The following is a 24,054-nucleotide window of genomic DNA, read 5'->3' as shown; positions in this document are numbered from 1 at the left end:
TTTTCTAGCATAGAGGAGGTGGATTATTATGCATAAAGGTAAGATGACATTTCAGCCAAAAAACAGACAGAGAAATAAAGTTCATGGTTTTCGTAAAAGAATGAGTACAGCAGGCGGAAGAAAAGTATTGGCTGCAAGAAGATTAAAAGGAAGAAAGAAATTATCAGCATAGGCCACAACTTTTGTGGTCTTTTTCTTCTTATTACAAGACTTTTTTAAGGATTGAAAAATGGACTCATTGAAGAAAAACAAAGATTTCCAGAATGTATATCGCAATGGTAAGTCTTATGCGGACAAGTATCTGGTGATGTATGTTCTGGAAAATGGTTTGGAATCGAATCGAATTGGAATCTCCGTCAGTAAAAAAGTAGGAAATAGTGTAGTAAGACATCATCTGACGAGATTATTAAGAGAAAGTTACAGACTGCACGAAGAGATGTTTCATAGTGGTTGGGACATTGTAGTCATCGTAAGGGTGTCAGCAAAAAATGAAGGTTATCACAAGTTAAAGAGTTCATTGCTACATCTTTCGAATCTTCATGGAATTATTTAAAGATAATATCGAAAAGAAGATGGAATGATTTTGAAAAAAATTTTAATTGCAATCATTAAATTTTATAGAAAATATCTTTCACCAATGAAAACAACAAAGTGCCCTTATTGCCCGACCTGTTCTACTTATGGTCTGATTGCCGTGGAAAAGTATGGTGCAGTAAAGGGGGGAGCACTGGCTCTCTGGAGGATATTAAGATGTAATCCTTTTTCAAAAGGCGGATATGACCCGGTTCCATGATTAGGAGGTACGTTAAGTGTCAGAAATCATTTTAACTCAGTACAATGGTAAGATTCTCGGACCGATTGCGAAGGTCTTAGGATGGATTATGAATGGAATCTATTATGTGCTGAACAGTTTGTTTGGAATAGAAAATATCGGACTTTGCATCATTATCTTAACTTTGATTATTTATGCATGTCTTTTTCCATTAACCTATAAACAGCAGAAGTTTTCAAAGCTTTCACAGAAGATGAATCCGGAACTTCAGGCTATCCAGAAAAAATATAATGGCAAAAGAGACCAGGTTTCCATGCAGAAGATGCAGGAAGAGACACAGATGGTTTACCAGAAATATGGTGTTTCACCGACTGGAAGCTGTATCCAGATGTTAATCCAGATGCCGATTCTGTTTGCTTTATATCGTGTATTCTTAAATGTACCGGCATATGTACCGGCTGTAAAAGAAAAGTTTTCTGCTCTTGTTACAGAGATTATGTCTGTTGATGGCTTTGCGGATAAGATGACAAGCTTTGTTGATAAAATTAAAATTGCAGGTTTATCTGTTGATTTTACTGCTACGGATACAAATGTTCTTCATAATTATATTGTTGATGTTTTATATAAGATGAATACTTCCGGATGGAGTGAGTTAACAAAAGTATTTGGTAATCTTACTAATCTGGATGCAACTGAGAAATCCTTAGAGAAGTTAAACTATTTCCTTGGTCTTAACATTTCAAACAGCCCATGGAATATTATGACAACAGGCTTTAAGTCAGGAGCTTATTTACTTGCTATTGGTGCATTACTGATTCCGGTTATTTCTTTCCTGACACAGAGATTAAATATTAAATTAATGCCTACCGCTTCTACCGGTGAAAATGATGCAATGGCACAGCAGATGAAAACCATGAATCTTATGATGCCATTATTCTCATTTGTAATGTGTTTCACTGTACCGGTTGGTCTTGGTATTTACTGGATTGCAAGTGCTCTTGTTCGTAGTATCCAGCAGTGGGGTATCAACAAACGTCTTGATAAGATGGACTGGGATGCTATTATGAAAGCTAATCAGGAAAAAGCAAAAGCAAAGCGTGAAAAGAAAATGGGTCTGATTGAAAATCAGATTGCTAATGCTGCAAAGATGAGTACAAAAGCAAATGTTATTGAATCAGGTACTATGACAAAAGAAGAAAAGGAAGAAGCTTTAGAGCATGCAGCAGAGGTAAGAAGTAATGCAAAAGCAGGAAGCCTTGCTTCTAAAGCTAACAGAGTACGTGAATTCAATGAAAGAAACAATAAATAGAGGGGGTAATATACAATGGAATTTATTGAAGTTTCAGCAAAAACAGTGGATGATGCAATTACAGAGGCTTCGATTAAGCTTGGAACTACCAGTGACAAGATTGAGGTAGAAGTTATTGAGAAGGGTTCTACCGGATTTCTTGGTATCAAGAGTAAACGTGCAATCATCAAGGCACGGAAGAAGAATGATACGGTAGATAATATCCGTGAGTTTTTGGAAAATGTATTTTCTGCTATGAATATGGAAGTTACCATTGATATTAAGAAAGCAGAAGATGATAAGGTCTATGAAGTAGAATTAAGCGGTAAAGAAATGGGACTGCTGATTGGCAAGAGAGGACAGACTTTAGATTCTCTTCAGTATCTTACAAATCTTGCTGTTAATAAACATTCGGATGGATATATCAAAGTTAAGCTTGATACTGAAGATTACCGTCAGAGAAGAAAAGATACTTTGGAAAATCTTGCAAAGAATATTGCATATAAGGTTAAGAGAACAAAACGTCCGGTATCTTTAGAGCCGATGAATCCATTCGAAAGAAGAGTGATTCATTCTGCATTGCAGGGAGACAGATATGTAGAAACCCACAGCGAGGGAGAAGAACCTTTCCGTCATGTAGTTGTTACATTAAAAAAATAATTTAAAAATTTTATAAGAAAATGATTTCATAAGAGTTATAAAATGATATAATTATACCGTTTTATAACTCTTATATATTACACAGATAATATAAGAATTCTTATATTAAGGAGATTTCTATGAAAACAGAGACTATTGCAGCAATTGCTTCCGCCATGACGAATTCAGGAATTGGAATCATCCGTATCAGTGGAGAAGATGCTTTTGATGTAATTGATAAGATATACCGGTCACAAAAAGGAAACAAGCTATTATCACAGTGCAAGAGTCATACGATTCATTATGGCCATATTTATGATGAAGATGAAATAATAGATGAAGTAATGGTTCTTCTGATGCGGGCACCGAACAGTTATACCAGAGAAGATACAGTAGAAATTGACTGCCATGGTGGAACACTTGTGATGCGGCGTATTTTAGAAGTAGTGCTGAAAAATGGAGCAAGACCGGCAGAACCGGGAGAGTTTACCAAGCGTGCATTTTTGAATGGTCGTATTGATTTAAGCCAGGCAGAATCTGTCATGGATGTCATTTCTTCAAAAAATGATTTTGCATTGAAAAGCTCCATGCAGCAGTTAAACGGAGCTCTTACAGGGAAAATCAAAGAAATTCGTGGTAAAATCATACATGAGATTGCATTTATTGAGTCTGCTTTAGATGATCCGGAGCATATCAGTATTGATGGATATGGAGAGAATCTTCTTATTATAATAGAGAAACTGATGCAGAAGATGAATCAGATGATTGCATCTTCGGAAAATGGCAGCCTTTTAAAGGAAGGTATTAATACAGTGATCGTCGGAAAGCCGAATGCCGGAAAATCTTCTTTATTAAATGCGCTGGTAGGAAGAGAGCGGGCAATTGTAACGGATATTGCTGGAACTACTCGTGATGTATTGGAAGAGCAGATTAATTTAAATGGCATTACGCTTAATATCATGGATACCGCTGGAATCAGAAGTACTGAGGATGTGGTAGAGAAGATTGGTGTGGATAAAGCACTATTCCTTGTGGATAAAGCTGATTTTATTATCTATGTAGTGGATACTTCTACTGCATTGGATGAAAATGACGAAAAGATTATAGATGCCATCCGGGAGAAGAAAGCCATCATTTTATTGAACAAATCTGATTTAATCCAGGTAACCGGAGAAGATGAGATCAAAGAAAAATTATCCGGTGCAGATCATAAGATGATAGCTATTTCTGCAAAAGAAAATCTTGGAATTGATGTATTAGAAGAAACCATTACGGAAATGTTTTTCCATGGAACGATTTCATTTAACGATGAAGTATATATTACTAACATTAGACATAAAAACGCATTGATTCAGGCAGTAGAGAGCTTAAAGTTAGTAAAACAGAGTGTAGAAAATGGAATGCCGGAAGATTTTTATTCCATTGACCTTATGAATGCTTATGAAGAACTGGGTACTATTATCGGAGAAGCAGTAGAAGATGATCTGGTTAATGAGATTTTCAGTAAATTCTGTATGGGTAAATAATTATATTTAGATAGAAAGAAGGATAATGAAATGTCGGTAATCGAAGAGACATATGATGTGTGTGTGGTTGGAGCAGGCCATGCAGGTTGTGAAGCAGCACTTGCCTGTGCCAGAATGGGACTCGAAACCATTATATTTACAGTAAGTGTAGACAGTATTGCGATGATGCCTTGTAATCCTAACATTGGTGGAAGCTCCAAGGGACATCTGGTTCGTGAAATTGATGCTTTGGGTGGACAAATGGGAATTAATATTGATAAAACATTTATTCAGTCGAAGATGTTAAATAAATCTAAGGGTCCTGCAGTGCATTCTCTTCGTGCCCAGGCAGATAAGGCATCTTATAGTATGGAAATGCGGAAAACGTTGCAGTCTACTGAACATCTTACCATAAGACAGGCGGAAGTATCTGAAATTATCACAGAAGATAATAAGATTGCCGGCATTAAAACATTTTCCGGAGCAATTTATCACAGTAAGGCTGTTGTATTGTGTACCGGAACTTATCTTCGGGCAAGATGTCTCTATGGAGATGTGATTAATTATACAGGACCGAATGGGTTACAGCCTGCTAATCATCTTACAGATTCTTTAAAAGCCCATGGAGTAGAAATGTTCCGCTTTAAGACAGGAACTCCGGCAAGAATGGATAAGAATAGTATTGATTTCAGTAAAATGACCGAGCAGACCGGTGATGAGAGAGTAGTACCATTTTCCTTTACTACAGACCCGGAAAGTGTTCAGATAGAGCAGGCATCCTGCTGGCTTACCTATACAAATCCAAAAACTCATGAGATTATCCGTGCAAATCTCGACCGTTCACCAATCTATGCTGGTGTTATTGAAGGAACGGGTCCTAGATATTGCCCCTCCATTGAGGATAAAGTGGTAAAATTCGCCGATAAGGAAAGACATCAGGTATTTTTGGAGCCGGAAGGCTTAAATACCAATGAAATGTATGTCGGTGGAATGAGCAGTTCCCTGCCAGAGGATGTTCAATATGAAATGTATCATACGGTTCCGGGACTGGAGCATGCGAAGATTGTAAGAAATGCATATGCTATTGAGTACGACTGTATCAATCCAAACCAGTTGTTACCTACGCTGGAGTTTAAGAATATCAAGGGATTGTTCAGCGGCGGCCAGTTTAACGGAAGTTCCGGCTATGAAGAAGCTGCAGCCCAGGGTATTGTTGCTGGAATCAATGCAGCTTTATATGTAAAAGAGAAGGAACAGCTTGTATTGCATCGTTCCGAGTCCTATATCGGAGTGTTAATTGATGATCTGGTTACTAAGGAGAATCATGAGCCATATCGGATGATGACATCCCGTGCCGAGTATCGTTTATTACTGCGTCAGGATAATGCAGACCTTCGTCTTAGTAAATATGGTTATCAGGTCGGACTCATTTCTCAGGAAAGATATGACTGGGTAGTAAAAAAAGAAAAATTAATTCAGGATGAAATAAACCGGGTAGAGTCAGTAACAATCGGTGCTAAAGAGAATGTGCAGAAGCTATTAGAGAAATATGGAAGTACTCCTTTGAATACCGGAACCCGTCTTACCGAACTGATTCGCAGACCGGAACTGGATTATGAAAAACTAGCTCCAATTGATGAAGGCAGACCGGAGCTTCCGGAAGAAGTACAGGAACAGGTTAATATTAATATTAAGTATGATGGATATATCAAACGTCAGATTAAACAGGTGGAGCATTTTAAAAAATTAGAAAATAAGAAAATTCCGGATGATTTTGATTATGATGCAGTAGACAGCCTTCGTATCGAAGCAAGACAGAAGTTAAAGCTTTATCGTCCGGTTTCCATTGGACAGGCTTCAAGAATCTCCGGTGTATCACCTGCAGATATTACGATGTTGTTAGTCTATATGGAACAGGTAAAAAAATAGGAAGAAGAATGAGGATATCTTATGGCATATGATTTTACAAAAATGAGAAATATTCTATCAGATTGGAATTTAGAACTTACTGCAGAGAAAGAGCAACAGTTCCTGACTTTCTATGAAATGCTGGTAGAAAAGAATAAAGTAATGAATCTTACTGCAATCACAGAATTTGAGGATGTTGTGGAGAAACATTTTTTAGACAGTATTTCTCTTTGCCAGGTGATGGACTTAAAGAAGTCGCTTACTTTGTTGGATTTGGGAACCGGAGCCGGTTTTCCTGGAATCCCACTTAAGATTATGTTTCCGGAGCTTAAGATTACTCTGGCGGATTCCTTGAATAAAAGGTTATTATTCTTAAATGAAGTTATGGAAGCACTTAATCTGAAGGATATTGAAACGGTTCATGGAAGAGCAGAGGAGCTTTCTAAAAGAAAAGATTATCGGGAATCCTTTGATTTATGTGTTTCCAGAGCAGTTGCTAATTTATCCACATTAAGTGAATATTGCCTACCATTTATCCACACAAGCGGCAAATTTATCTCTTATAAGTCTGGAGAGGTGGAAGATGAGCTGAAGGATGCAAAGAAGGCAGTTTTCGTGCTGGGCGGCGAGATAGAGGATGTAATTCACTTTACACTGCCGGATAGTGACATTAAACGTTCTTTTGTGGTAATTAATAAGGTTCATGCGACACCAAAAGCATATCCACGTAAGGCTGGAACTCCATCAAAAAGCCCTTTAAAGTAAAAATTAAAATTAGATTAAACTACTGAAAACATGTTTGGTTCCTTCTTTTCTATCATAATTTTTCTCGCTAGTTGCGTAAACTACGAGAAACACGCTTTGCGAGTTTCTCGAGTTATCGCGGTGCTCGCCAAATCTGCATGCAAGCATGCGATTTTTCTCGCTACTCGCGTAAATAAAAAGGATAACAAATTTTCGTTTGTTATCCTTTAAAGATTTATACGTTGTTTTCAATGACTGGTTTTATTATTGTAAGAACATTAAAACAATATCTTTAAATTTATCCGGTGTTTCAAGCTGGGGAAGATATCTGGAATTGGAAATGTAGGTTGCTTCAATATTCTTATTTAAGTGAAGATATTTTTCTGTAATAGCTACGGCATTATTTCTTTCTCTACTGGAAATGATGTAGAGATTGTCTGCTTTTTTCACAGCATTGCTGATATCAATATTGACATAATTTCCTTTGGTGCTGGCAAGCAGATATTTTCCGGCACTGTTTCCTTTGTGTGCAGATTCAAAGTAAGTATCTTCTAATTTGGATGAAAGGAATGTTTTCTTGAAGAAATATTTACTTTCAATGTAATTGCGGATTCTTTTGTGATGCATAATCAGGTTATAGATAAAGGTACCAAGAATCGGAATCTCTAAAATAGTTTTGGCAGCCTTTGTCTCTTTCGTAGGCATTTCCTTGATGATATTGATGTCAGATGGATTAACCAGAATAATTTTTTTAAAGTTATCCGGCTCCATTGTCTGTGCCATAATGACAAAAGAAGAAGAAATACCAGTTACGACTATATTTGCCGCTTCTTTTACAATGTCGTGGATAAAATTATTAATTAACTGTACGTATAGGAAGTTGGTATAGGTAATACCTGGTTTCTCAGAACGGCCGCAGCCAAGCAGGTCGATAGTGTAGACGGTATGTTTCTTTTCCAGGCGGTGTACAATCTTACTCCATTCTTTGGCGGAAGAAGCAGGATTCAGTTCATGAATCAGAACAACCGGAGTTCCTTTACCGGAAACAGTATAGAAGACGTCACCATTTTTCCAGTGATATATATTTCCTTCTTCGGTAGTTAAAAGATTTTTTTGTCCTGCAGTATAATCTACAATTCTATTTATAATATACATGCCGGCAACAGCAGTAGTAGTGATGCCGATTACTTTTTTCAGATTCCTGTTCATCGTAATTCCTCCCTAAAGTTTATGATACTTTTATTATAAACAAAAATATGCTGCTTTACAATTAAAATCATAGAATAAGACTTTTCAGATAGAAAAAAATAGTTTACAATTATTATGTATACCACATAAGAACATATGTTCTAGGAGGGGCTATGATTAGAGAATATCTGGAGAAAATTCAGAAGGAACTGATAGATCAAAAGAGAGAGACAGAAAAGAAAATTATTTCTTTAGAAAATACAGAAAAAGAAAATATAAAATTTATTGAACTTCTGGATGAAATAAATGATCCAAATTATGAAGCGTTTACTCCAAGAACAGTGAATGCCCGTAATAAGGAAAAAATTAATGAGCTAAAAGTACAGCAGAAAAATATTATTAGAGAAAAGTCTGAATTACAGAACAAGTTATATGATGTACAACGTCGTTTGGAAGAGTGTCAATCTATTATTCAATGTGAGAGGGAAAAGGAGACAATTGCCCAGCAATATCAGGAAGAAGATAATGCAGAATATAAGATTCAGTTATTAGAAGCACAGGAAATGGAGCGACAGCGCATTGCAAGAGATTTACATGATTCTACAGTACAAGATCTTACCAGTATGCTTCATAAGATAGAACTTTCTATGCGTGTAATGGATATGGATTCGCAGCGTTGTAAAATGGAATTATCAAATGTACTTGATAATATTCGCAATGTGATAAGCAATACAAGGAAAATGATATATAACCTCAGACCAATGTCAGTAGATGATATAGGAATAGATGTAACACTGAAACATGCTATTGCAAAAATTGAGCAGGAGTGGAACCGGAAGATAGAATATATTATAATAGGAAAACCGTTTCACGTGAAACCTGTTGTTGCATTGTCTTTATTAAGAATTATGCAGGAGGCATGCACGAATGCATTGAAATACGCTGATGCAAAAGAAATATGTGTTGTATTAGAATATACTGAAAATGATATTTCACTTGTAATTGAAGATGATGGTATTGGATTTAATACAAAAAAGAAAGTTGCAAAAACAAAAAATTCCGGTTTTGGTTTATCTATTATGAAAGAAAGAGTTCATCTTTTATCAGGTGAGATTCAGATAAAAAGTGAAGAAGGAAAGGGTACTACAATAAGTATTCGTGTACCAAACTTTGTTGAGGAGGAAGAAAATGAGTAAAGTGAAAGATAAAATAGAAATAATCATAGCAGATGATCATATGATGATTCGGGAAGGCTTGAAACAATTACTGGAACTGGATGGTACGATGAAAGTAATTGCAGAGGCAAATGATGGTGAAGAATGTCTGAATTTATTAAATAAGAAGATTCATCCAGATATACTTTTATTAGATATAAATATGCCTAAGAAAAATGGCATTGAAGTATTAGAATATATAAAACAGAATAAAATTCCAGTAAAGGTATTGATATTAACAGTACATAATGAAGTCGAATATTTATTGAAAGCTGTTGATATCGGCATTGATGGATATTTATTAAAGGATTCCAGTTATGATGAATTAAAAGAAGCAATTGATGTGGTTATTTCTGGAAATACTTATATTCAGCCAAGTCTTCTTCCTGCACTAAATGAAAGTATGGAAGATTATGCTTTAGATAAAGAAAAAATAGAATGTCTGACTAAGAGAGAACTAGATGTACTTCGATTGATTTCAGAAGGATGTAGCAATAAGAAAATATCTGATGAGTTGACAATCAGTGAACGAACAGTAAAAAATCATATTTCCCATATATTTAGAAAAATAGATGTGGAAGATAGAACACAGGCTGCAGTATTCGCTATTCGAAATAAGATAAGTTAGAATAAATAGTAATTGATATACAACATAATAGAGGTATTTTGATAAAATGTTTCACGTGAAACATTAGTAAAAGAACGTCCGTGAAACATAAAATAGATACAATATTTAGTATGAATAAAAAAATTAGTCTACTATATTATGAAAGAAAATGTTTCATGTTTCACGTGAAACATTTTTTTGCTTTACAGAAAATTGCTTTCCTATAAAGCAAAAAAACTCTCTGCGAGAATGAATACTGCGGTGTATAAGGCAGATATTGCAAGCGACCAACGCAGGCACGAGAATGTGCCAAGGTACATTCTTTGTTCAAATTTATGTAAAAAACAAAAGTAAAAACAGAGAAAATAATAGAAAAAATTACTTTCATTTCTACGTGGATTTACTGGAAATGAAAGTGTTATAGTGTTATAATAAAACAAGTTCGGTACAGATAAAATAATAGAAAACTGAAATTTATGTTTCAATGATGAAAGAGACAGAAAGGAAAATAATATGGGAAGAATAATAGCAATAGCAAATCAGAAAGGCGGAGTTGGTAAAACCACAACGTCTATTAATTTGTCATCATGTCTGGCAGAAGCCGGAAAAAAAATATTGGCAATAGATTTGGATCCGCAGGGAAATACTACCAGTGGATTGGGAGTTGATAAAGATGATTTAGAAAATACTGTTTACGAATTAATGCTGGATGAATGTACAATTCGTGAAAGTATTCATAAAACAGAAATTGAAAATCTGACTTTGATTCCATCTAATGTAAACTTGTCCGGAGCAGAGATTGAACTTTTGGGAATCAATGATAAAGAGTATATTTTAAAAAATGCAGTAGATTATATCCGGGACGATTATGATTTTATTATTATTGATTGTCCGCCATCTTTGAATATGCTGACAGTAAATGCTATGACAACAGCAGATACCGTATTGGTTCCAATTCAGTGTGAGTATTATGCATTGGAAGGAATCAGCCAGTTGATTCATACCATTGACCTGGTACAGGAAAGACTGAATCCAGATTTGAAGATGGAAGGAGTTGTATTTACTATGTATGATTCCAGGACAAATCTTTCTAATGAAGTAGTAGATAATGTAAAAAATAATTTACATACAACAATTTATAAAACAATCATTCCAAGAAATGTAAGATTAGCAGAAGCACCAAGTCACGGTCTTCCAATTAATCTATACGACAGCAAGTCAGCGGGAGCAGAAAGCTACAGACTTCTTGCAAAAGAAGTAATTGACAGGGAGGATATCTAAATGGCAACAAGAAAAGGTGGATTGGGAAAAGGTTTGGATTCATTGATTGCAGATAAAGTTGGAACATCCAATGAGAAGACAGATGCAAAAAATGAAGTCATGGTAAATATCAATAAAGTAGAACCAAATAAAGAACAGCCGAGAAAGAATTTTGATGAAGATGCATTATTAGAATTATCAGAGTCTATCAAACAGTTTGGTGTCTTGCAGCCGCTTCTGGTAGTAGACCGGAAAGACTATTACGAAATCATTGCCGGTGAGCGAAGATGGAGAGCAGCAAAGATGGCAGGATTAAAGAAAGTTCCTGTAATCATCAAAGATTTAACTGAACAGGAAATCGTAGAGATTTCCCTGATTGAGAATATCCAGCGGGAAAACTTAAATCCAATTGAAGAGGCAATTGCATATAAACGCCTTTTAAATGAATTCAATCTGAAACAGGATGAAGTTGCGGAGAGAGTATCAAAGAGCAGAACTGCAGTTACTAATTCCATGCGGCTTTTAAAACTTTGTGATAAAGTACAGCAAATGGTAATTGACGATATGATCTCTACCGGGCATGCGAGAGCTTTACTTGGAATCACTGATGAAGAAAAACAGTATATACTTGCACAGAAAATCTTCGATGAGAAAATCAGTGTAAGAGATACTGAAAAGCTGGTAAAGAAAATGCAGAAACAGAAGAATGCACCTGCAAAAGAGGTGAATCCGGAAAAGAAAAAACTGGATGCTGTTTACCAGGAAGCAGAAGAAAAAATGAAAACAATACTTGGAACAAAGGTTATCATTAATCAGAAGGATTCTATGAAGGGAAAAATTGAAATCGAATATTATTCCCCGGATGAATTAACAAGAATATATGAATTAATCGAAAGTATTAGAAAATAGAACATTTGTTTGTAATTAAGAGAAGAGGATAACAACATGATTTTTTCAGAATATTTAGGAATTGATTCCGATTATGTAATAGTAGGACTGGCAGCACTGGTATTGATACTTTTCATAGTTACCATTGTAAATATCGTCCAGATGAGTAAGTTAAAAAAGAAATATAAAAAGTTCATGTCCGGAAAAGATGCCAGGACGCTGGAAGATGTATTGAAAGAGCGTTTAGATGAAATAGATGATCTGGTTGCATCTAACAAGGCAAATAAGAAAAATATCGAAGATATATTTGCTACTTTACGTTTTACATTCCAGAAGCTTGGGCTTGTAAAATATGATGCCTTTAATGAGATGGGTGGAAAGCTGAGCTTTTCCCTTGCAATGTTGAATGAGCGCAATGACGGATATATCATCAATGCAATGCATAGCAGAGAAGGCTGCTATACGTATATTAAGGAAATTATTGATGGAAATTCTATTATTGCACTTTCCGAAGAAGAAAAAGAAGCTTTAGAAATGGCAATGAAATCAAAAGATGAATAAATTTAATGAATAAATTTGCAGAAAGCAGATTGTAAAAATGACAGGCATACTATATAATAGGGTATGCCTGTTTTAGGTTTTCAGATGGTATTTCAAGGAAGGAAGAACAGATTCGTGCATAGCTATTTAAGAGCAATTGGATTTCAGAACAATATGAAAAAATCTGATATAGAGAAACTCACGGATAAAATCGTTTCATCCCCGGATAGAATTGAAGTCTCAGAAGATTCCATGGGAAATGAATTTGTAGAAATGACGAAAGAGATTGCACCGGGAGCTGGAATCCGTGTTTGCGGAGAATATGCAGAAGATGGAACCTTTCATACTGAATACTATTACCCGTATGTAGAGGGTGACGGAATCACGACCCAGGAGCAGATAGAGATAGAGAAGCATTCCGAAAAAGAATCTTATGCCGGTGTCTGTGACGAAATGAAGCTGGGCGTTACATTGATTTTCTATTTACAGAATGTTGCAGAATATTTATCCGAGCATCACAGAAATCCGAAGATGCGTCCAATGTCCGCTACATTAAGTGCATTGTCATTAAATGGAAAAATCATTATGCCAATCAGCAAAAATGAAAAGCAGATCCAGAATACAAAGAAAAACAGTCAGGACCGTAATTACCTCATTGCAGCTGCAAGAGAGGGAGACGAGGATGCCATTGAAAATCTTACACTGGAAGATATTGATACTTATTCCATGTTGTCAAGACGGATAGCTAACGAGGATATCTTAAGTATTGTAGATTCTTATTTTATGCCATACGGAATCGAAAGTGACCAGTATTCCATTTTAGGTGAAATTGTAGATTACAGGATGGAGAATAATAAGATGACAGGTGATAAAATCTGTTTGCTTACACTGGACTGTAACGATTTGATATATGATGTCTGCATCAATGAAAAAGACCTTCTGGGGGAACCTGCAATTGGCAGAAGATTTAAGGGAGTCATCTGGATGCAGGGAAAAGTAAATTATTAGGTAATATTAGTTCTCATAGTTAAATGGATATAACAAGTGCCTCCTAAGAGAAAGCCGAGGCATTCCCCAAAGGGAAAAAATGAAAAACAACTTTCAGTTCGAATCTATTCTGAAAAATGCCAAAGGTGACAACAAAGCATTCACCAAATTGGGGAACGTTCTAATGTTACCAACTCAAAAAAATCTGTAGATTGACAACTCAAAAAAGAGTTGATAATCTTATATATGGCCGAAGGGAAAAATCCCAGAAACCCAGTAAAATCAAGGGTTTGCGGCATGTGTCGTCATAGCTCAGCTGGATAGAGCACTCGCCTCCTAAGCGAGGGGTCGGAGGTTCAAATCCTCTTGGCGACGGGCTTCAAAGCGTTCGAAAATGTTAGCTGGATTAGCTGACAACGAACGCTTTTGTTATTTTCAAATCACGTTCGTGACACGAAATTCCATTCAAAATGATCAATTTCCAGCTAACGCAATCTGATTTTTGTTAGCTGACAGCTAATCAAAATTACCGGTTTGCAAACATGGGTTTTAGGAAGTTCAGCTAACATTTGGGTTCCGCTCTGTTGTCACCCCTTATTCGGGGATGTAAATCAGAGAAAAGGCGGGAAAAGAAACAATCTCTCCCAAACCTGCAAACATGAATTAGCTGAAACAGTATTCAATTCTATTAGCTACAGCTAATGGTCAAACAGCAATGTCTGTTTGGAACTTTACTATCTATAAAAGTTCCAGGCAGGCATTTTTTATTTCCTGAATCCTGGAGGAAAGGAGTCAAGATGACTGAACCAAACAGACAATCAGAAGAAAACGAAGAAAGAATCATAGAAATTGAGATTGAGCGTCTTCGACCGTTCAAAGAGCATCCGTTTCAGGTGAAGGATGATAAGGAAATGTTTCTTCTGCAGGAAAGCATTGAAAAGTATGGAATATTAAATCCGCTGATCGTCAGACCGGTACCGGATGGATACTATGAGATCATATCCGGCCACAGAAGAAAACATGCTGCGGAGAAACTGGGATACCGTAAAGTACCGGTAATCATCCGGGTATTAAGTGAAGATGATTCCATCTTGAGCATGGTAGATTCCAATCTTCACAGAGAACGGATCAGCTACAGTGAAAAAGCTTTTGCTTACAAACTGAAGAATGACGTATTAAAAAGAAAAAGTGGTCGAAAAAAGAGCCAAGTTGACCACAAAACACCAAGAAAGCGGGCAATAGAAATCATCAGTGAAGATTGTGGTGATAGCCCAAAACAAGTGCAGCGTTATATCTCACTGACAAAACTGATACCGGAAATGTTGCAGAAACTGGATGATGAGATCATTTCTTTTTGTCCGGCTGTAGAGATAGCTGCATTAAGTGAAAAAGAACAAAGAGAACTGCTTGTAGCAATGGAGTATGCACAGGCAATCCCATCACTCTCACAGGCCCAGAGGATCCGGCAACTGAGTAAAGAAAAACAGTTGTCACTGGAAAAGATGGAAGAGATCATGTGTGAAGTGAAAAAGGGTGAGATCACAAGAGTGGCATTCACAAACGAGCAGTTGCACAAGTATTTTCCAAATTCTTATACACCGGCAATGATGAAACGGGAAATACTGGCACTGTTGAAATTATGGAAAAAAGAATCATGGGATAGTTAAAGGAGGAAGAAATCATGTGTAAAGTTATATCCGTAGTAAACCAGAAAGGTGGCGTCGGAAAGACCACCACAACCGTAAATGTAGGCATTGGACTGGCAAGAGAAGGTAAGAAAGTGTTGCTGATCGACGCGGATCCACAGGGAAGTTTAACCGCAAGTCTTGGATATGAGGAACCGGATGATCTTCGCATCACACTGGCAACGATTATGATGGATGTCATTAACGAAGAAGAAATCTCTCTGGAAGATGGTATCTTACATCACCAGGAAAATGTAGATCTACTTCCGGCAAATATTGAGCTTTCTGCCCTGGAAGTAACGATGGGAAATGTTATGAGCAGAGAAATGATCATGAAGGAATATATCGATGCGATAAGAGGCCGATACGATTATATCCTGATCGACTGTATGCCAAGTCTTGGTATGATGACAATCAATGCACTGGTCTCTTCCGATTCCGTGCTGATACCTGTACAGGCCGCATATCTGCCGGTGAAAGGACTTCAGCAGCTGATCAAGACCATTCTTACAGTAAAGAAAAGGCTGAACCGGAAACTGGCGATTGAGGGCATTCTGTTGACTATGGTTGATTTCAGAACCAATTACGCAAGGGACATTGCATCGAGAGTACATACAACATACGGAAGCCAGATAGAAGTATTTGAAAATGTGATTCCGATGTCTGTAAAAGCAGCTGAGACCAGTGCAGAGGGAAAAAGCATCTACATGCACTGCCCGAAAGGAAAAGTTGCCGAAGCATATAAGAACTTAACACAGGAGGTTTTGAAAAATGAAAAATAGAAGTGGCGAAAAGATTAAACTGGCAAGCATTGATGAACTGCTTGGTGTGGTAAATGAAGAATCTGCAATGGAGATAGAGATCAGTAAGATCCATCCGTTTAAAAATCATCCGTTCAAGGTGCTGGATGATGAAAAGATGCAGGATCTGGTTGAAAGTGTAAGGATCAATGGAGTACTGACACCGGTACTGCTTCGAATGGATGATAATGAAGAATATGAAATGGTATCCGGTCACAGAAGAATGCATGCAGCACAGCTTGCAGGACTTACAACTATTCCGGCAATCGTAAGAGAATTATCGGATGATGATGCCATTGTGGCTATGGTGGATGCTAACATTCAGCGAGAGGAATTGTTGCCGAGTGAGAAAGCATTTGCTTATAAGATGAAACTAGAGGCAATGAAAAGACAGGGAGTTAGAACAGATTTAACTTTGTCTCAAAATGAGACGAAGTTGAGATCTGATGAAGTCTTGAGCAAGCAAGTTGGGGAAAGTAGAGCTCAGGTTCAAAGATTTGTACGATTAACAGAACTTATTCCGGAACTTCTTGATCTGGTAGATAACAAGAAGCTTCAGTTTACGGTTGCTGTCAATATCTCCTACATCGATAAGGAAGTACAGGGATGGATCTACGAATATATCAGCGACACCGGATTCATCAAACCAAAACAGATTGCAGCACTCAGAAATCAGCTGAATGATGGACCAATCAATCAGATTCAGATGTTATCGATTTTCAATAACTGTGTGATGGCAAAGAAAGTATCCCGGTCTCTTACTTTCTCAGAAAAGAAACTGACAAAGTATTTTCCGGATGATTATACAGCCAAAGATATGGAGCAGGTGATTGAATCATTATTAGAAAAGTGGATGCAGGAACAGTCCTGTTAAGGAGAGAAAAAGCTAAGAAAACAATGTCAAAGAAGTTTAAAAAGAGGACTTCTTAGCAGAAAATGAAAGGAGGAAATTATGGAGAAAAAAATGACATTTAATTATTTTTACGGTACCGAAGCTGATCAGTTCAGCTTCTACCGCATACCAAAAGCATTATTTACAGACAGCTACTTTAAAGATTTATCAAGCGATGCCAAAATTTTATATGGACTGATGTTGGATCGAATGTCTCTTTCCATCAAGAATCAGTGGTTTGACGACAAAAACAGAGCATATATCTACTTTTCCATCGAAGATATCATGGAATTACTGAACTGTGGCAGAAATAAAGCCATCAAATCCATGAGAGAACTGGATGACGAAACAGGAATTGGTCTGATTGAGAAACGTAGACAGGGATTTGGAAAGGTGAATGTTATCTACGTAAAAACCTTTATGCCTGAGAAAACAGATGAGAAAAAATTTGGAGAGGAATTAGAGAAGTTTAAAAAACAAACTTCTGTGGAAAATGAAGAGACTGCAGAAGTTTACAATTTAAACTTCATGAAGTCCCAAAATCAAACTTCTAGAAGTCCCGAAAACAAACTTCAAGAAGTTTACATTTCAAACCCTAATAATACTAATCTTAGTGATACTGAAATGAATGATAATAAATCTAATCATATCATATCTGTGGATGAGAAAAGATGTGATAGCGATAATCGCTCTGAGGATTATCAGGCTTATGAAAACCTTGTCAAGGAGACCATTGATTATGAATCACTGGAAGTAACCCATCATGACGATATGCGACAGGTAGATGAAATCGTGAACCTGATCGTAGAAACTGTGATGTGTAAAAATGACAAGATCTTGATTGCCAGCAACTGGTATCCGGCATCACTGGTGAAGAAAAAATTTCTGATGCTGACCTATTCACATATCGAGTATGTCTTACACTGTATGCGTGGTAACACCACCAAAGTGAAGAACATCAAGAAATATTTATTAGCAGCCCTGTTTAATGCACCGTCTACGATGAACGGGTATTATCAGGCAGAGGTGAACCATGATATGCCAGGACTGGTAAGATAGGAGGTGCACATGTTTATTTTAAAACTTGCTGGGAAAATATTATTACTGCCGGTATGGCTGATCCTTTTTGTGATCGGACTGGCAGTAAAGATGACAGTACAGACTTATGCGGTTGTCAGAGGGATCCTTGGGTTTATATTCACTTTGTTGATTATAGCGACTGCATACTGTTACCATGACTGGGTACAGGTTGCATTTCTGTTTTCGCTGAGTGTAATTCTGTATCTGATCCTTTTTGCAGGAGTCTTCGTAGATACTGTATTGGACATGACAAGAGAATCTATTATTGATTTTATTTTATCTTGAGGAGGATATGAAAATGAGCGAAAAGAATGATTTTATTCAGTTACCACCGATCAAAAAAGACACACCTTCCGAAGTGGTCTCAATGATCTGGCAATATTTGAAATTACCCGAGGAATCCAGAAAGAGGGTGAAAGCAGAGCTGATTAATGTACATGAGAACTGTGGGAAAGAAGATTTTCAGATTCCTAATCTCTATGACATCGTTCCAAAAGAGGAAATCGCAGAATTTGAGGACATCATGCGTAAGATCATAACAGGAATTATTTCTGAGGCCAGTGGTATAGCCACCTGGGTGTATGTGCAGAAATATGTAAAACACAAGACCTTGGATGAGATGCTAGAAGAATGGGCAGGAGCAAGTCAGTTCATCCTTGCTATGGACACTTGGTTTGAAAGATTGATGGCGGATCAATAGAAGCTGTGATAGAATAAAGAAAACGATTTGATGTTCAATTCCACTTATGCTACCGTAATTGAGATGGTAGCTGATATACAAAATAATCAAGAAAATAATATAAAACTTGACACAAGTATCACAAATATAGAAGTAGGAAATTATATAAAAGCATTAGGTTTAAATGGAAATATTATTTATGAAAATAATAATAAAGTTTTTATGCAGAATGTTATGATAAATAAAGTAGAATTAAATATAAGAGTACATGTTTATAATAAAACAAATGCTGATATAACAATTGAACAATTAGTTGCTGGTCTTGACGAAAAGAATAGTAATGAAGTTAAAGTTTTAGATGAGTATACAAAGTGGTTTAAATCGCCGGATGATGTTGGAATGGCTGGAAAATCAAAAGTAGAGGAGTATTTGGGAGATTTAAGGAGTATTATGCAAAACTATGCGAATGAACACCCTGAAATAAAGCTTACAAATCTGGAATCACTTTCGGAAGAACAGTTAAGGGAATTGATAAAGAAAAAAGAAAATTCGTGGTATGTTATTAAGGATTCGATAATGGAGGATTGATTATGAAAAAAATAGTGAAAGTTGGTGTGTTAATATGTTGCTTTATAGCAATAGGCTCTATTTTATATCTGCGATATCTGCAATTTCAAAAGAAGGAAGCGGAAGAAAGAGAATGGGAGATTTGTATAGCTTATAGAAGACAAAATGATGCATTAATTCGCAAGGATGGTCCGCTTCATTTATATGAATATAGTTCATATGAACATATTGATGAAAAGGAGTTGTTTGTTGCGTTACATGTTTATAATATGTCTGACCGTTGTAAAGAAAAGGTCACATTAGAGGATGTAAAAAAGTATTTATCAAGTGAGTTTGATGAGGAAGGGAATTTATATGTCCTAAATAAAAATAATAAAGTGCATGATTACATTGAATGGTATCGTAAAAGAGTTATTACAGATACTGGTATGGACTTTGAAGGCGAACATCAGATAGAACGGTATTGGACACGCCTATCAGAGATTGTGCTCAATTATGTTAGGGAGGGGAATGACTTTCCAAATCAGGATGTCAAGTCATTTTCGTACGAAAAGCTAAAAGAAATAATGAAAAAAGCAGACGATCCATCATATCAAATCAATGATGATATTATGAAAAAACCAATTAATGAGGCAGAATAAAGAAGAAAGTAGGATCATGAAATAGATATGAAAAATTGAATATCTATGGAATTGTATCATCTGTACTTTTGGCAGTTTTATTTAGTGTTGCTATATTTGAAGAAGCTGTAGATGGTTCAATGGAGATGCTAAATTAAGTCCTTTTTTATAGGACTTTCTAAAAAGATATTCAGAAATAACAGCGGTTATTGCTCAAAGTAGAATGTTAGATTATATGAATCAGGAACAAGAAAATCTAAAGAATCATTGTACGATTTCTGCTATTATCTCCTATATTTGTAGAATGAAAGATCTGGGAACAATGATGCATGGAAAATATGTTACTATTTCTTGGGAGGAAGAATGCAAAAAGTATATTGTTAAGTTAACACATACAGATTTTATTAATTATTACAACCCGTTAGGTGTTGTAATTGAAAGTAACCAGAATGCTAAAAGAAATCAAAGATTTGAAATACTATCGTGGAGAAATTCTTATTTTATAGAACACAATTTAGGTAAAAAAACTATTTTAGAGATAGCTGGAGAAAAGAAAACTGATGCAGAAGTACTACAAGAAAAAGTGGCTTCATCTTTACTACTATCTGGGATTGAGAAGGCAATAAATTCGACTTATGCTACTATAATTAAGGTGATAGCAGATATACAGAATAATCAAGAAAATAATATAAAACTTGACACAAGTGTCACAAATATAGAAGTAGGAAATTATATAAAAACATTAGGTTTAAATGGAAATATTATTTATGAAAATAATAATAAAGTTTTTATGCTGAATGTTATGGTAAATAAAGTAGTATTAAATATAAGAGTGCATGTTTATAAATTTAGTAAAGGAGATGGTGACGATGTCAAAAGGAATAAAAGTAAATAATGGGCATGTAAACGAAGTTGCAACTCAAATTGAAACGGCTAAAAGTTATTTTCGTCATGTTCCGTTAGTTCCACAGGATTCTAAGACAACAATTTCAGCGAACAGTAAAAGTAAAGAGGCATACGGATATGCACAGCAAGGAATTGAATTATTAGGGCAGACCTTAGATGGTGATGTTCACAATATAAGAAGTCTGAATCTTAGTTTTTCGCAGTTTGATGAGATGATGGGGAAACTTGCACAACATGGAACTAGATATCCAGTGATTAAAGCCGCCGATGACTAGGGAGGAAAGTTTATGAAAGAAAGTGATTATTTAAACCCGAATGATATAAAAAGCCAATGTGATCAGGCAATCCATAAGCTCGAAAATGATAATGAGACTCTGGATATTGTTTCTAAGAGTGTAACTGCATTTTCTACAGATAATGAAATTAAAAGCGTTTCTTTTGAGAATTTAAAGCAACAGTTGGTCGATTATATAACTGTAATTGATGCAATAAAGTCGGCGAATGCGTATGATATTGCAGAATTTTCAACACTAAAAGATTTGGTAGGAGATGAAGTTCTTGATGGGGCGAATATTCAAAGCCAAATGAAAAAAGCACTTGATAACAAGGAGTTTTATTTGGAAAAAGCAGATGAGTATGAAATGAAAAAAGAGACTTCTAATTCTATCATAGATTTATATTATAGTTGGAAGGTAAATGACTATAAACGATTGGCTGAATCTAGTCAGAAGTTGTATGATGAATGGAAAAGCAAATCAGATAAATATGATGAAATTGAAGGTAGTACAAGTATATTGTTTTCAACGACAAGTAGTCTGCGTGAAGCTATCACAACTGCACTTAATAGTATGAGCGGACGATTTCAAAGTGGAACATACATACCCAGAACAGGTTTCGATTGGAAAAAAATTATGGAGGTGGAATGCTTAAAGCTGGAATCGTGGTTGAAAGCTAAAGAGGAATTAAAATTAAGCGAATCAGAAACTGAGTATTTGAAACAAAAAGGAATTGTTTTAACGACAATGGATATTGCGTGTATAAAACGTACAGAAGGAACAGAATTAGTATTTCTTTCAAAAGATAAAAAAGCGTTGTTTTATAAAGGAGAGATATATCCTATTTATGTTCCAGATAATGAAATATCTTTTCAACCTATTTGGAAGTTGGATGGGAAAAAAGAAATCTCAGCAATGGAGTTTGATGCATTAGAGGGAATTTTAGGATTTAGTTTGGAAGAAATACCTAAAGAAGATATATATACAACATCTGGACATAAGGTATTATCAGGAGAATTATCTTCAACAGATCCAAATGTAAAGGCAGCAGCAGGTTTGAGTGCGTTATTAGGGTTAACGCAATTTACACTTTCTTCATTATCCAAAAGCGAAGTGACAGTTATTTTCCAGTCTTCAGAAGGTGGAAATAGAGGCACTATTTGTGTTGGAAATTCAGAAGATAGAGCAACTTTTCAGAACTGGAATTATAATATTCCAATGGATACATATAGAGACTCAGAACCTGGCATTGGAAAAATATGGGCATCAGATTATGCAGCAGGAATATATAAAATAGCTTCGGGAAAAGATGTTCCAAATCCAGACGGAACTTATACGATAACGGGCACTTTGGATGAAAGACATAAAGATACAAATATTTCGGGTTATTTATCATATTCAACGGATGGAAAATTAATGTATACACCGTTAACCTATTCTGGTGATAAAGCATATATTGAATCTGTTGATGGGTTTATGGAGTTTGGCCGAACACAAATTTTAGATTTTAGTGATAAATTATCTACACCATCTTTTGCGGACGAGGATAGTCAGAAATTATTAGAAGAATTATTGAAAGGGGAAAATGAATGATGGAGAAGAATAAAGATATTTTGATTGTAATAATTGCAACGCTTATTTTCGGAGGTGCTTCTAAGATATTAGTTGGAGTTCCATATATGGCATGGGGATATTTTGATCAATTGTTTATAGCAGCATTTATTTTGTGGACATTTTATAGTGCTGCGCTGTATGTAGCTATTAAAATAGAAAACAGAAAAAATGAAAATTATTTAAAAATTGGATTTGTTGGAGTAATGTTTGGTTTAGCGGTAGCATGTTTAAAAATGGGTGTAGATGCTATTATAGAACAATTTGCAAAGTCTGCAAGTAATTTGATTATTACAGCCTTTATGATGGAAATGGGAATCCTTATTTTAGGGAGTATCATTATCTTTGCTTTATATATTTATGTAGCGAAGAAAGAAATTTTATGGAATAAATCTATGAAAAATTATACTTTGGGATTAGGCGGAATTATAGGTATATATTTTGCTGTAATTGTCTATTATTTATGGCAACTCAAACATTGGATGGAAAAATTTTCTGGTTTGGATGTGGTAAAAGAAATTGGGAAAGAGCAGGGTATATTAAATTTGTCAACAAAGTATGCTAGGGAATCGACTATGATGGGGATGGTTGTGTATGTGGCTTTTTTTATAGTTTTATGGATTGCTTTAAAAAAGAATACAGAAAATAAGGAAGCTTAATAAATTGTTGCAACAAAAATAAAGGAGGTATTATGTGAATGAGGTTAATTGCATGTCTGAGGAAGAACTTCGGGCACATTTGAAGAAGATGGAGAAAAATAAAGAGGAATTAAAGTTTCAAGAACAGAGGATTTGGAAAGAAGAAGAGGAGGAAGATGAACAGATTTACGCTGCACTGGTAGGACTAGAACATATGCGGGAATATGCGGGAGAAAATGAGAAGATAATACTCTTGATTGATGAGCAAAAGAGCATTTTAGATAACATAAGATTGAGAAAATCGTTAAGGAAAGAATCGAAGGTGGTGCAAACGAAAAATCTCAAGGCTGCTTTTTCGTTTACACCAACTCCGATTGTTTCCTTAACAGTTTGTATATATCTTTTAAAAGGTATATGATTAAGAAAAACGGCAGGAGGTATCTGAATGAAAGCACATAAATATTGGTCTATCGGTGCACTGATTACAATGCTTGGAACTTTTTATACAGGTTATAGGGGATCAAAAGAAGGCCATAAGTACTTTGCAGCAAGTTCTTTGCTTTGCATGATTATGGCTATTTATACAGGACACAAGATGATTTCTGGTAAAAGTAGGAAAAAAAAGAAGTTTCAGTAGAGAGTGTTGAAGATTAAAAAACAAAATATTTTAATAAATAACGCCGGTGCGGGATTTTTGATATCCAGTACGAGGGTGTAAAAATTCTTGTGTCTATGGAAAGTAAATCTTTCTGATAAGAAAT

At 35.7% G+C, this 24,054-nt stretch carries 29 protein-coding genes and 1 tRNA gene; 29 read left to right on the top strand and 1 reads right to left on the bottom strand.

Annotated features, from left to right (window positions below; translation table 11 throughout):
- Positions 1–28 precede the first annotated feature (28 nt).
- The 8 genes from rpmH to rsmG all read left to right on the top strand — a co-directional run bounded on the left by rpmH (position 29) and on the right by rsmG (position 6,877).
- Positions 29–172, top strand: coding sequence for a 50S ribosomal protein L34 (rpmH, locus tag DWW33_RS13985; protein WP_022242295.1), 144 nt, complete (start codon positions 29–31; stop codon positions 170–172).
- Positions 173–229: 57 nt separating this feature from the next.
- A complete protein-coding gene (gene rnpA / locus DWW33_RS13980; protein ID WP_022242296.1) occupies positions 230–553 on the top strand; it encodes a ribonuclease P protein component in 324 nt (107 codons plus the stop codon).
- A gap of 24 nt (positions 554–577) precedes the next feature.
- Positions 578–793, top strand: coding sequence for a membrane protein insertion efficiency factor YidD (yidD, locus tag DWW33_RS13975; RefSeq protein ID WP_022242297.1), 216 nt, complete (start codon positions 578–580; stop codon positions 791–793).
- Positions 794–809: 16 nt separating this feature from the next.
- The gene (locus DWW33_RS13970; RefSeq protein WP_199535058.1) at positions 810–2,081 is read left to right on the top strand and encodes a YidC/Oxa1 family membrane protein insertase; all 1,272 of its coding nucleotides are present in this window, start codon (positions 810–812) and stop codon (positions 2,079–2,081) included.
- 15 nt (positions 2,082–2,096) lie between these two features.
- Positions 2,097–2,720, top strand: coding sequence for an RNA-binding cell elongation regulator Jag/EloR (gene jag, locus DWW33_RS13965; protein WP_118173659.1), 624 nt, complete (start codon positions 2,097–2,099; stop codon positions 2,718–2,720).
- Between the two features lie 119 nt (positions 2,721–2,839).
- Positions 2,840–4,225, top strand: coding sequence for a tRNA uridine-5-carboxymethylaminomethyl(34) synthesis GTPase MnmE (gene mnmE, locus DWW33_RS13960; protein WP_118173658.1), 1,386 nt, complete (start codon positions 2,840–2,842; stop codon positions 4,223–4,225).
- Positions 4,226–4,255: 30 nt separating this feature from the next.
- On the top strand, positions 4,256–6,133 hold the full coding sequence (gene mnmG, locus DWW33_RS13955; protein WP_118173657.1) for a tRNA uridine-5-carboxymethylaminomethyl(34) synthesis enzyme MnmG: 1,878 nt from the start codon (positions 4,256–4,258) through the stop codon (positions 6,131–6,133).
- 21 nt (positions 6,134–6,154) lie between these two features.
- On the top strand, positions 6,155–6,877 hold the full coding sequence (gene rsmG, locus DWW33_RS13950; RefSeq protein ID WP_118173656.1) for a 16S rRNA (guanine(527)-N(7))-methyltransferase RsmG: 723 nt from the start codon (positions 6,155–6,157) through the stop codon (positions 6,875–6,877).
- Positions 6,878–7,120: 243 nt separating this feature from the next.
- Here rsmG and DWW33_RS13945 read toward each other — a convergent pair whose 3' ends face one another.
- On the bottom strand, positions 7,121–8,065 hold the full coding sequence (locus DWW33_RS13945; protein ID WP_118639716.1) for an alpha/beta fold hydrolase: 945 nt from the start codon (positions 8,063–8,065) through the stop codon (positions 7,121–7,123).
- 152 nt (positions 8,066–8,217) lie between these two features.
- Here DWW33_RS13945 and DWW33_RS13940 point away from each other — a divergent pair, with 152 nt between their 5' ends.
- The 21 genes from DWW33_RS13940 (at position 8,218) to DWW33_RS13835 (ending at position 23,930) form a co-directional block, all read left to right on the top strand.
- Positions 8,218–9,240 (top strand): sensor histidine kinase, encoded by a 1,023-nt coding sequence (locus DWW33_RS13940; RefSeq protein ID WP_117947867.1) that lies wholly within the window; start codon positions 8,218–8,220, stop codon positions 9,238–9,240.
- Positions 9,233–9,886 (top strand): response regulator, encoded by a 654-nt coding sequence (locus DWW33_RS13935; RefSeq protein ID WP_117842298.1) that lies wholly within the window; start codon positions 9,233–9,235, stop codon positions 9,884–9,886. The genes DWW33_RS13940 and DWW33_RS13935 overlap by 8 nt, the downstream gene beginning before the upstream one ends.
- A 492-nt stretch (positions 9,887–10,378) precedes the next feature.
- Positions 10,379–11,146, top strand: a complete 768-nt coding sequence (locus DWW33_RS13930) for a ParA family protein (RefSeq protein WP_117842299.1) — start codon at positions 10,379–10,381, stop codon at positions 11,144–11,146.
- The gene (locus DWW33_RS13925; protein WP_118639715.1) at positions 11,147–12,034 is read left to right on the top strand and encodes a ParB/RepB/Spo0J family partition protein; all 888 of its coding nucleotides are present in this window, start codon (positions 11,147–11,149) and stop codon (positions 12,032–12,034) included.
- A 39-nt stretch (positions 12,035–12,073) separates the two neighbouring features.
- A complete protein-coding gene (locus DWW33_RS13920; protein WP_117699147.1) occupies positions 12,074–12,574 on the top strand; it encodes a DUF4446 family protein in 501 nt (166 codons plus the stop codon).
- Between the two features lie 114 nt (positions 12,575–12,688).
- Positions 12,689–13,561: a DUF3881 family protein gene (locus DWW33_RS13915; RefSeq protein ID WP_022242309.1), complete on the top strand. Its 873-nt coding sequence runs from the start codon at positions 12,689–12,691 to the stop codon at positions 13,559–13,561.
- 280 nt (positions 13,562–13,841) lie between these two features.
- Positions 13,842–13,915: transfer RNA gene (locus DWW33_RS13910), tRNA-Arg, on the top strand.
- Between the two features lie 326 nt (positions 13,916–14,241).
- On the top strand, positions 14,242–15,207 hold the full coding sequence (locus DWW33_RS13900) for a ParB/RepB/Spo0J family partition protein (RefSeq protein WP_005334872.1): 966 nt from the start codon (positions 14,242–14,244) through the stop codon (positions 15,205–15,207).
- 14 nt (positions 15,208–15,221) lie between these two features.
- Positions 15,222–16,007, top strand: coding sequence for a ParA family protein (locus DWW33_RS13895; protein ID WP_005334870.1), 786 nt, complete (start codon positions 15,222–15,224; stop codon positions 16,005–16,007).
- The gene (locus DWW33_RS13890; RefSeq protein WP_005334867.1) at positions 15,997–16,899 is read left to right on the top strand and encodes a ParB/RepB/Spo0J family partition protein; all 903 of its coding nucleotides are present in this window, start codon (positions 15,997–15,999) and stop codon (positions 16,897–16,899) included. Before DWW33_RS13895 ends, DWW33_RS13890 begins: the two co-directional genes overlap by 11 nt.
- Before the next feature lie 78 nt (positions 16,900–16,977).
- Complete coding sequence (locus DWW33_RS13885; RefSeq protein ID WP_117739581.1) at positions 16,978–17,976, top strand: DUF6017 domain-containing protein; 999 nt, start codon at positions 16,978–16,980, stop codon at positions 17,974–17,976.
- A gap of 9 nt (positions 17,977–17,985) precedes the next feature.
- On the top strand, positions 17,986–18,282 hold the full coding sequence (locus tag DWW33_RS13880; protein WP_015514766.1) for a hypothetical protein: 297 nt from the start codon (positions 17,986–17,988) through the stop codon (positions 18,280–18,282).
- 13 nt (positions 18,283–18,295) lie between these two features.
- Complete coding sequence (locus DWW33_RS13875) at positions 18,296–18,697, top strand: hypothetical protein (RefSeq protein WP_181977218.1); 402 nt, start codon at positions 18,296–18,298, stop codon at positions 18,695–18,697.
- 30 nt (positions 18,698–18,727) lie between these two features.
- Complete coding sequence (locus DWW33_RS13870; protein ID WP_117739580.1) at positions 18,728–19,264, top strand: hypothetical protein; 537 nt, start codon at positions 18,728–18,730, stop codon at positions 19,262–19,264.
- A gap of 2 nt (positions 19,265–19,266) precedes the next feature.
- Positions 19,267–19,884 carry a hypothetical protein gene (locus tag DWW33_RS13865; RefSeq protein ID WP_004614753.1) on the top strand — a complete coding sequence of 206 codons (618 nt, stop codon included), beginning with the start codon at positions 19,267–19,269 and terminating at the stop codon, positions 19,882–19,884.
- Positions 19,885–20,098: 214 nt separating this feature from the next.
- Positions 20,099–20,758 carry a hypothetical protein gene (locus DWW33_RS13860; protein ID WP_044988162.1) on the top strand — a complete coding sequence of 220 codons (660 nt, stop codon included), beginning with the start codon at positions 20,099–20,101 and terminating at the stop codon, positions 20,756–20,758.
- A complete protein-coding gene (locus DWW33_RS13855) occupies positions 20,733–21,044 on the top strand; it encodes a TIGR04197 family type VII secretion effector (protein WP_158551238.1) in 312 nt (103 codons plus the stop codon). The genes DWW33_RS13860 and DWW33_RS13855 overlap by 26 nt, the downstream gene beginning before the upstream one ends.
- Before the next feature lie 12 nt (positions 21,045–21,056).
- Entirely contained in the window at positions 21,057–22,637 is a 1,581-nt protein-coding gene (locus tag DWW33_RS13850; RefSeq protein ID WP_118639714.1) for a hypothetical protein, read from the top strand.
- Positions 22,634–23,314: a hypothetical protein gene (locus tag DWW33_RS13845; RefSeq protein ID WP_004614749.1), complete on the top strand. Its 681-nt coding sequence runs from the start codon at positions 22,634–22,636 to the stop codon at positions 23,312–23,314. The genes DWW33_RS13850 and DWW33_RS13845 overlap by 4 nt, the downstream gene beginning before the upstream one ends.
- 52 nt (positions 23,315–23,366) lie before the next feature.
- Complete coding sequence (locus DWW33_RS13840) at positions 23,367–23,711, top strand: hypothetical protein (protein ID WP_117788246.1); 345 nt, start codon at positions 23,367–23,369, stop codon at positions 23,709–23,711.
- 27 nt (positions 23,712–23,738) lie between these two features.
- Entirely contained in the window at positions 23,739–23,930 is a 192-nt protein-coding gene (locus DWW33_RS13835; RefSeq protein ID WP_117739578.1) for a DUF6219 family protein, read from the top strand.
- Positions 23,931–24,054: the final 124 nt, after the last annotated feature.

Origin of the sequence: Roseburia sp. AF15-21, assembly GCF_003479505.1 — a bacterium.
GTDB lineage: Bacteria > Bacillota > Clostridia > Lachnospirales > Lachnospiraceae > Roseburia_C > Roseburia_C amylophila.
The sequence above is the reverse complement of the archived record's forward strand: the minus strand, read 5'-3'. Positions and strand labels throughout refer to the sequence as shown.

Coding starts and splice junctions, on each gene's coding strand:
- rpmH (WP_022242295.1), top strand. CDS start 29: ATGCATAAAGGTAAGATGACATTTCAGCCAAAAAACAGACAGAGAAAT.
- rnpA (WP_022242296.1), top strand. CDS start 230: ATGGACTCATTGAAGAAAAACAAAGATTTCCAGAATGTATATCGCAAT.
- yidD (WP_022242297.1), top strand. CDS start 578: ATGATTTTGAAAAAAATTTTAATTGCAATCATTAAATTTTATAGAAAA.
- jag (WP_118173659.1), top strand. CDS start 2,097: ATGGAATTTATTGAAGTTTCAGCAAAAACAGTGGATGATGCAATTACA.
- mnmE (WP_118173658.1), top strand. CDS start 2,840: ATGAAAACAGAGACTATTGCAGCAATTGCTTCCGCCATGACGAATTCA.
- mnmG (WP_118173657.1), top strand. CDS start 4,256: ATGTCGGTAATCGAAGAGACATATGATGTGTGTGTGGTTGGAGCAGGC.
- rsmG (WP_118173656.1), top strand. CDS start 6,155: ATGGCATATGATTTTACAAAAATGAGAAATATTCTATCAGATTGGAAT.
- DWW33_RS13945 (WP_118639716.1), bottom strand. CDS start 8,065: ATGAACAGGAATCTGAAAAAAGTAATCGGCATCACTACTACTGCTGTT.
- DWW33_RS13940 (WP_117947867.1), top strand. CDS start 8,218: ATGATTAGAGAATATCTGGAGAAAATTCAGAAGGAACTGATAGATCAA.
- DWW33_RS13935 (WP_117842298.1), top strand. CDS start 9,233: ATGAGTAAAGTGAAAGATAAAATAGAAATAATCATAGCAGATGATCAT.
- DWW33_RS13930 (WP_117842299.1), top strand. CDS start 10,379: ATGGGAAGAATAATAGCAATAGCAAATCAGAAAGGCGGAGTTGGTAAA.
- DWW33_RS13925 (WP_118639715.1), top strand. CDS start 11,147: ATGGCAACAAGAAAAGGTGGATTGGGAAAAGGTTTGGATTCATTGATT.
- DWW33_RS13900 (WP_005334872.1), top strand. CDS start 14,242: ATGGTCAAACAGCAATGTCTGTTTGGAACTTTACTATCTATAAAAGTT.
- DWW33_RS13895 (WP_005334870.1), top strand. CDS start 15,222: ATGTGTAAAGTTATATCCGTAGTAAACCAGAAAGGTGGCGTCGGAAAG.
- DWW33_RS13890 (WP_005334867.1), top strand. CDS start 15,997: ATGAAAAATAGAAGTGGCGAAAAGATTAAACTGGCAAGCATTGATGAA.
- DWW33_RS13885 (WP_117739581.1), top strand. CDS start 16,978: ATGGAGAAAAAAATGACATTTAATTATTTTTACGGTACCGAAGCTGAT.
- DWW33_RS13880 (WP_015514766.1), top strand. CDS start 17,986: ATGTTTATTTTAAAACTTGCTGGGAAAATATTATTACTGCCGGTATGG.
- DWW33_RS13875 (WP_181977218.1), top strand. CDS start 18,296: ATGAGCGAAAAGAATGATTTTATTCAGTTACCACCGATCAAAAAAGAC.
- DWW33_RS13870 (WP_117739580.1), top strand. CDS start 18,728: ATGTTCAATTCCACTTATGCTACCGTAATTGAGATGGTAGCTGATATA.
- DWW33_RS13865 (WP_004614753.1), top strand. CDS start 19,267: ATGAAAAAAATAGTGAAAGTTGGTGTGTTAATATGTTGCTTTATAGCA.
- DWW33_RS13860 (WP_044988162.1), top strand. CDS start 20,099: ATGAATCAGGAACAAGAAAATCTAAAGAATCATTGTACGATTTCTGCT.
- DWW33_RS13855 (WP_158551238.1), top strand. CDS start 20,733: ATGTCAAAAGGAATAAAAGTAAATAATGGGCATGTAAACGAAGTTGCA.
- DWW33_RS13850 (WP_118639714.1), top strand. CDS start 21,057: ATGAAAGAAAGTGATTATTTAAACCCGAATGATATAAAAAGCCAATGT.
- DWW33_RS13845 (WP_004614749.1), top strand. CDS start 22,634: ATGATGGAGAAGAATAAAGATATTTTGATTGTAATAATTGCAACGCTT.
- DWW33_RS13840 (WP_117788246.1), top strand. CDS start 23,367: ATGTCTGAGGAAGAACTTCGGGCACATTTGAAGAAGATGGAGAAAAAT.
- DWW33_RS13835 (WP_117739578.1), top strand. CDS start 23,739: ATGAAAGCACATAAATATTGGTCTATCGGTGCACTGATTACAATGCTT.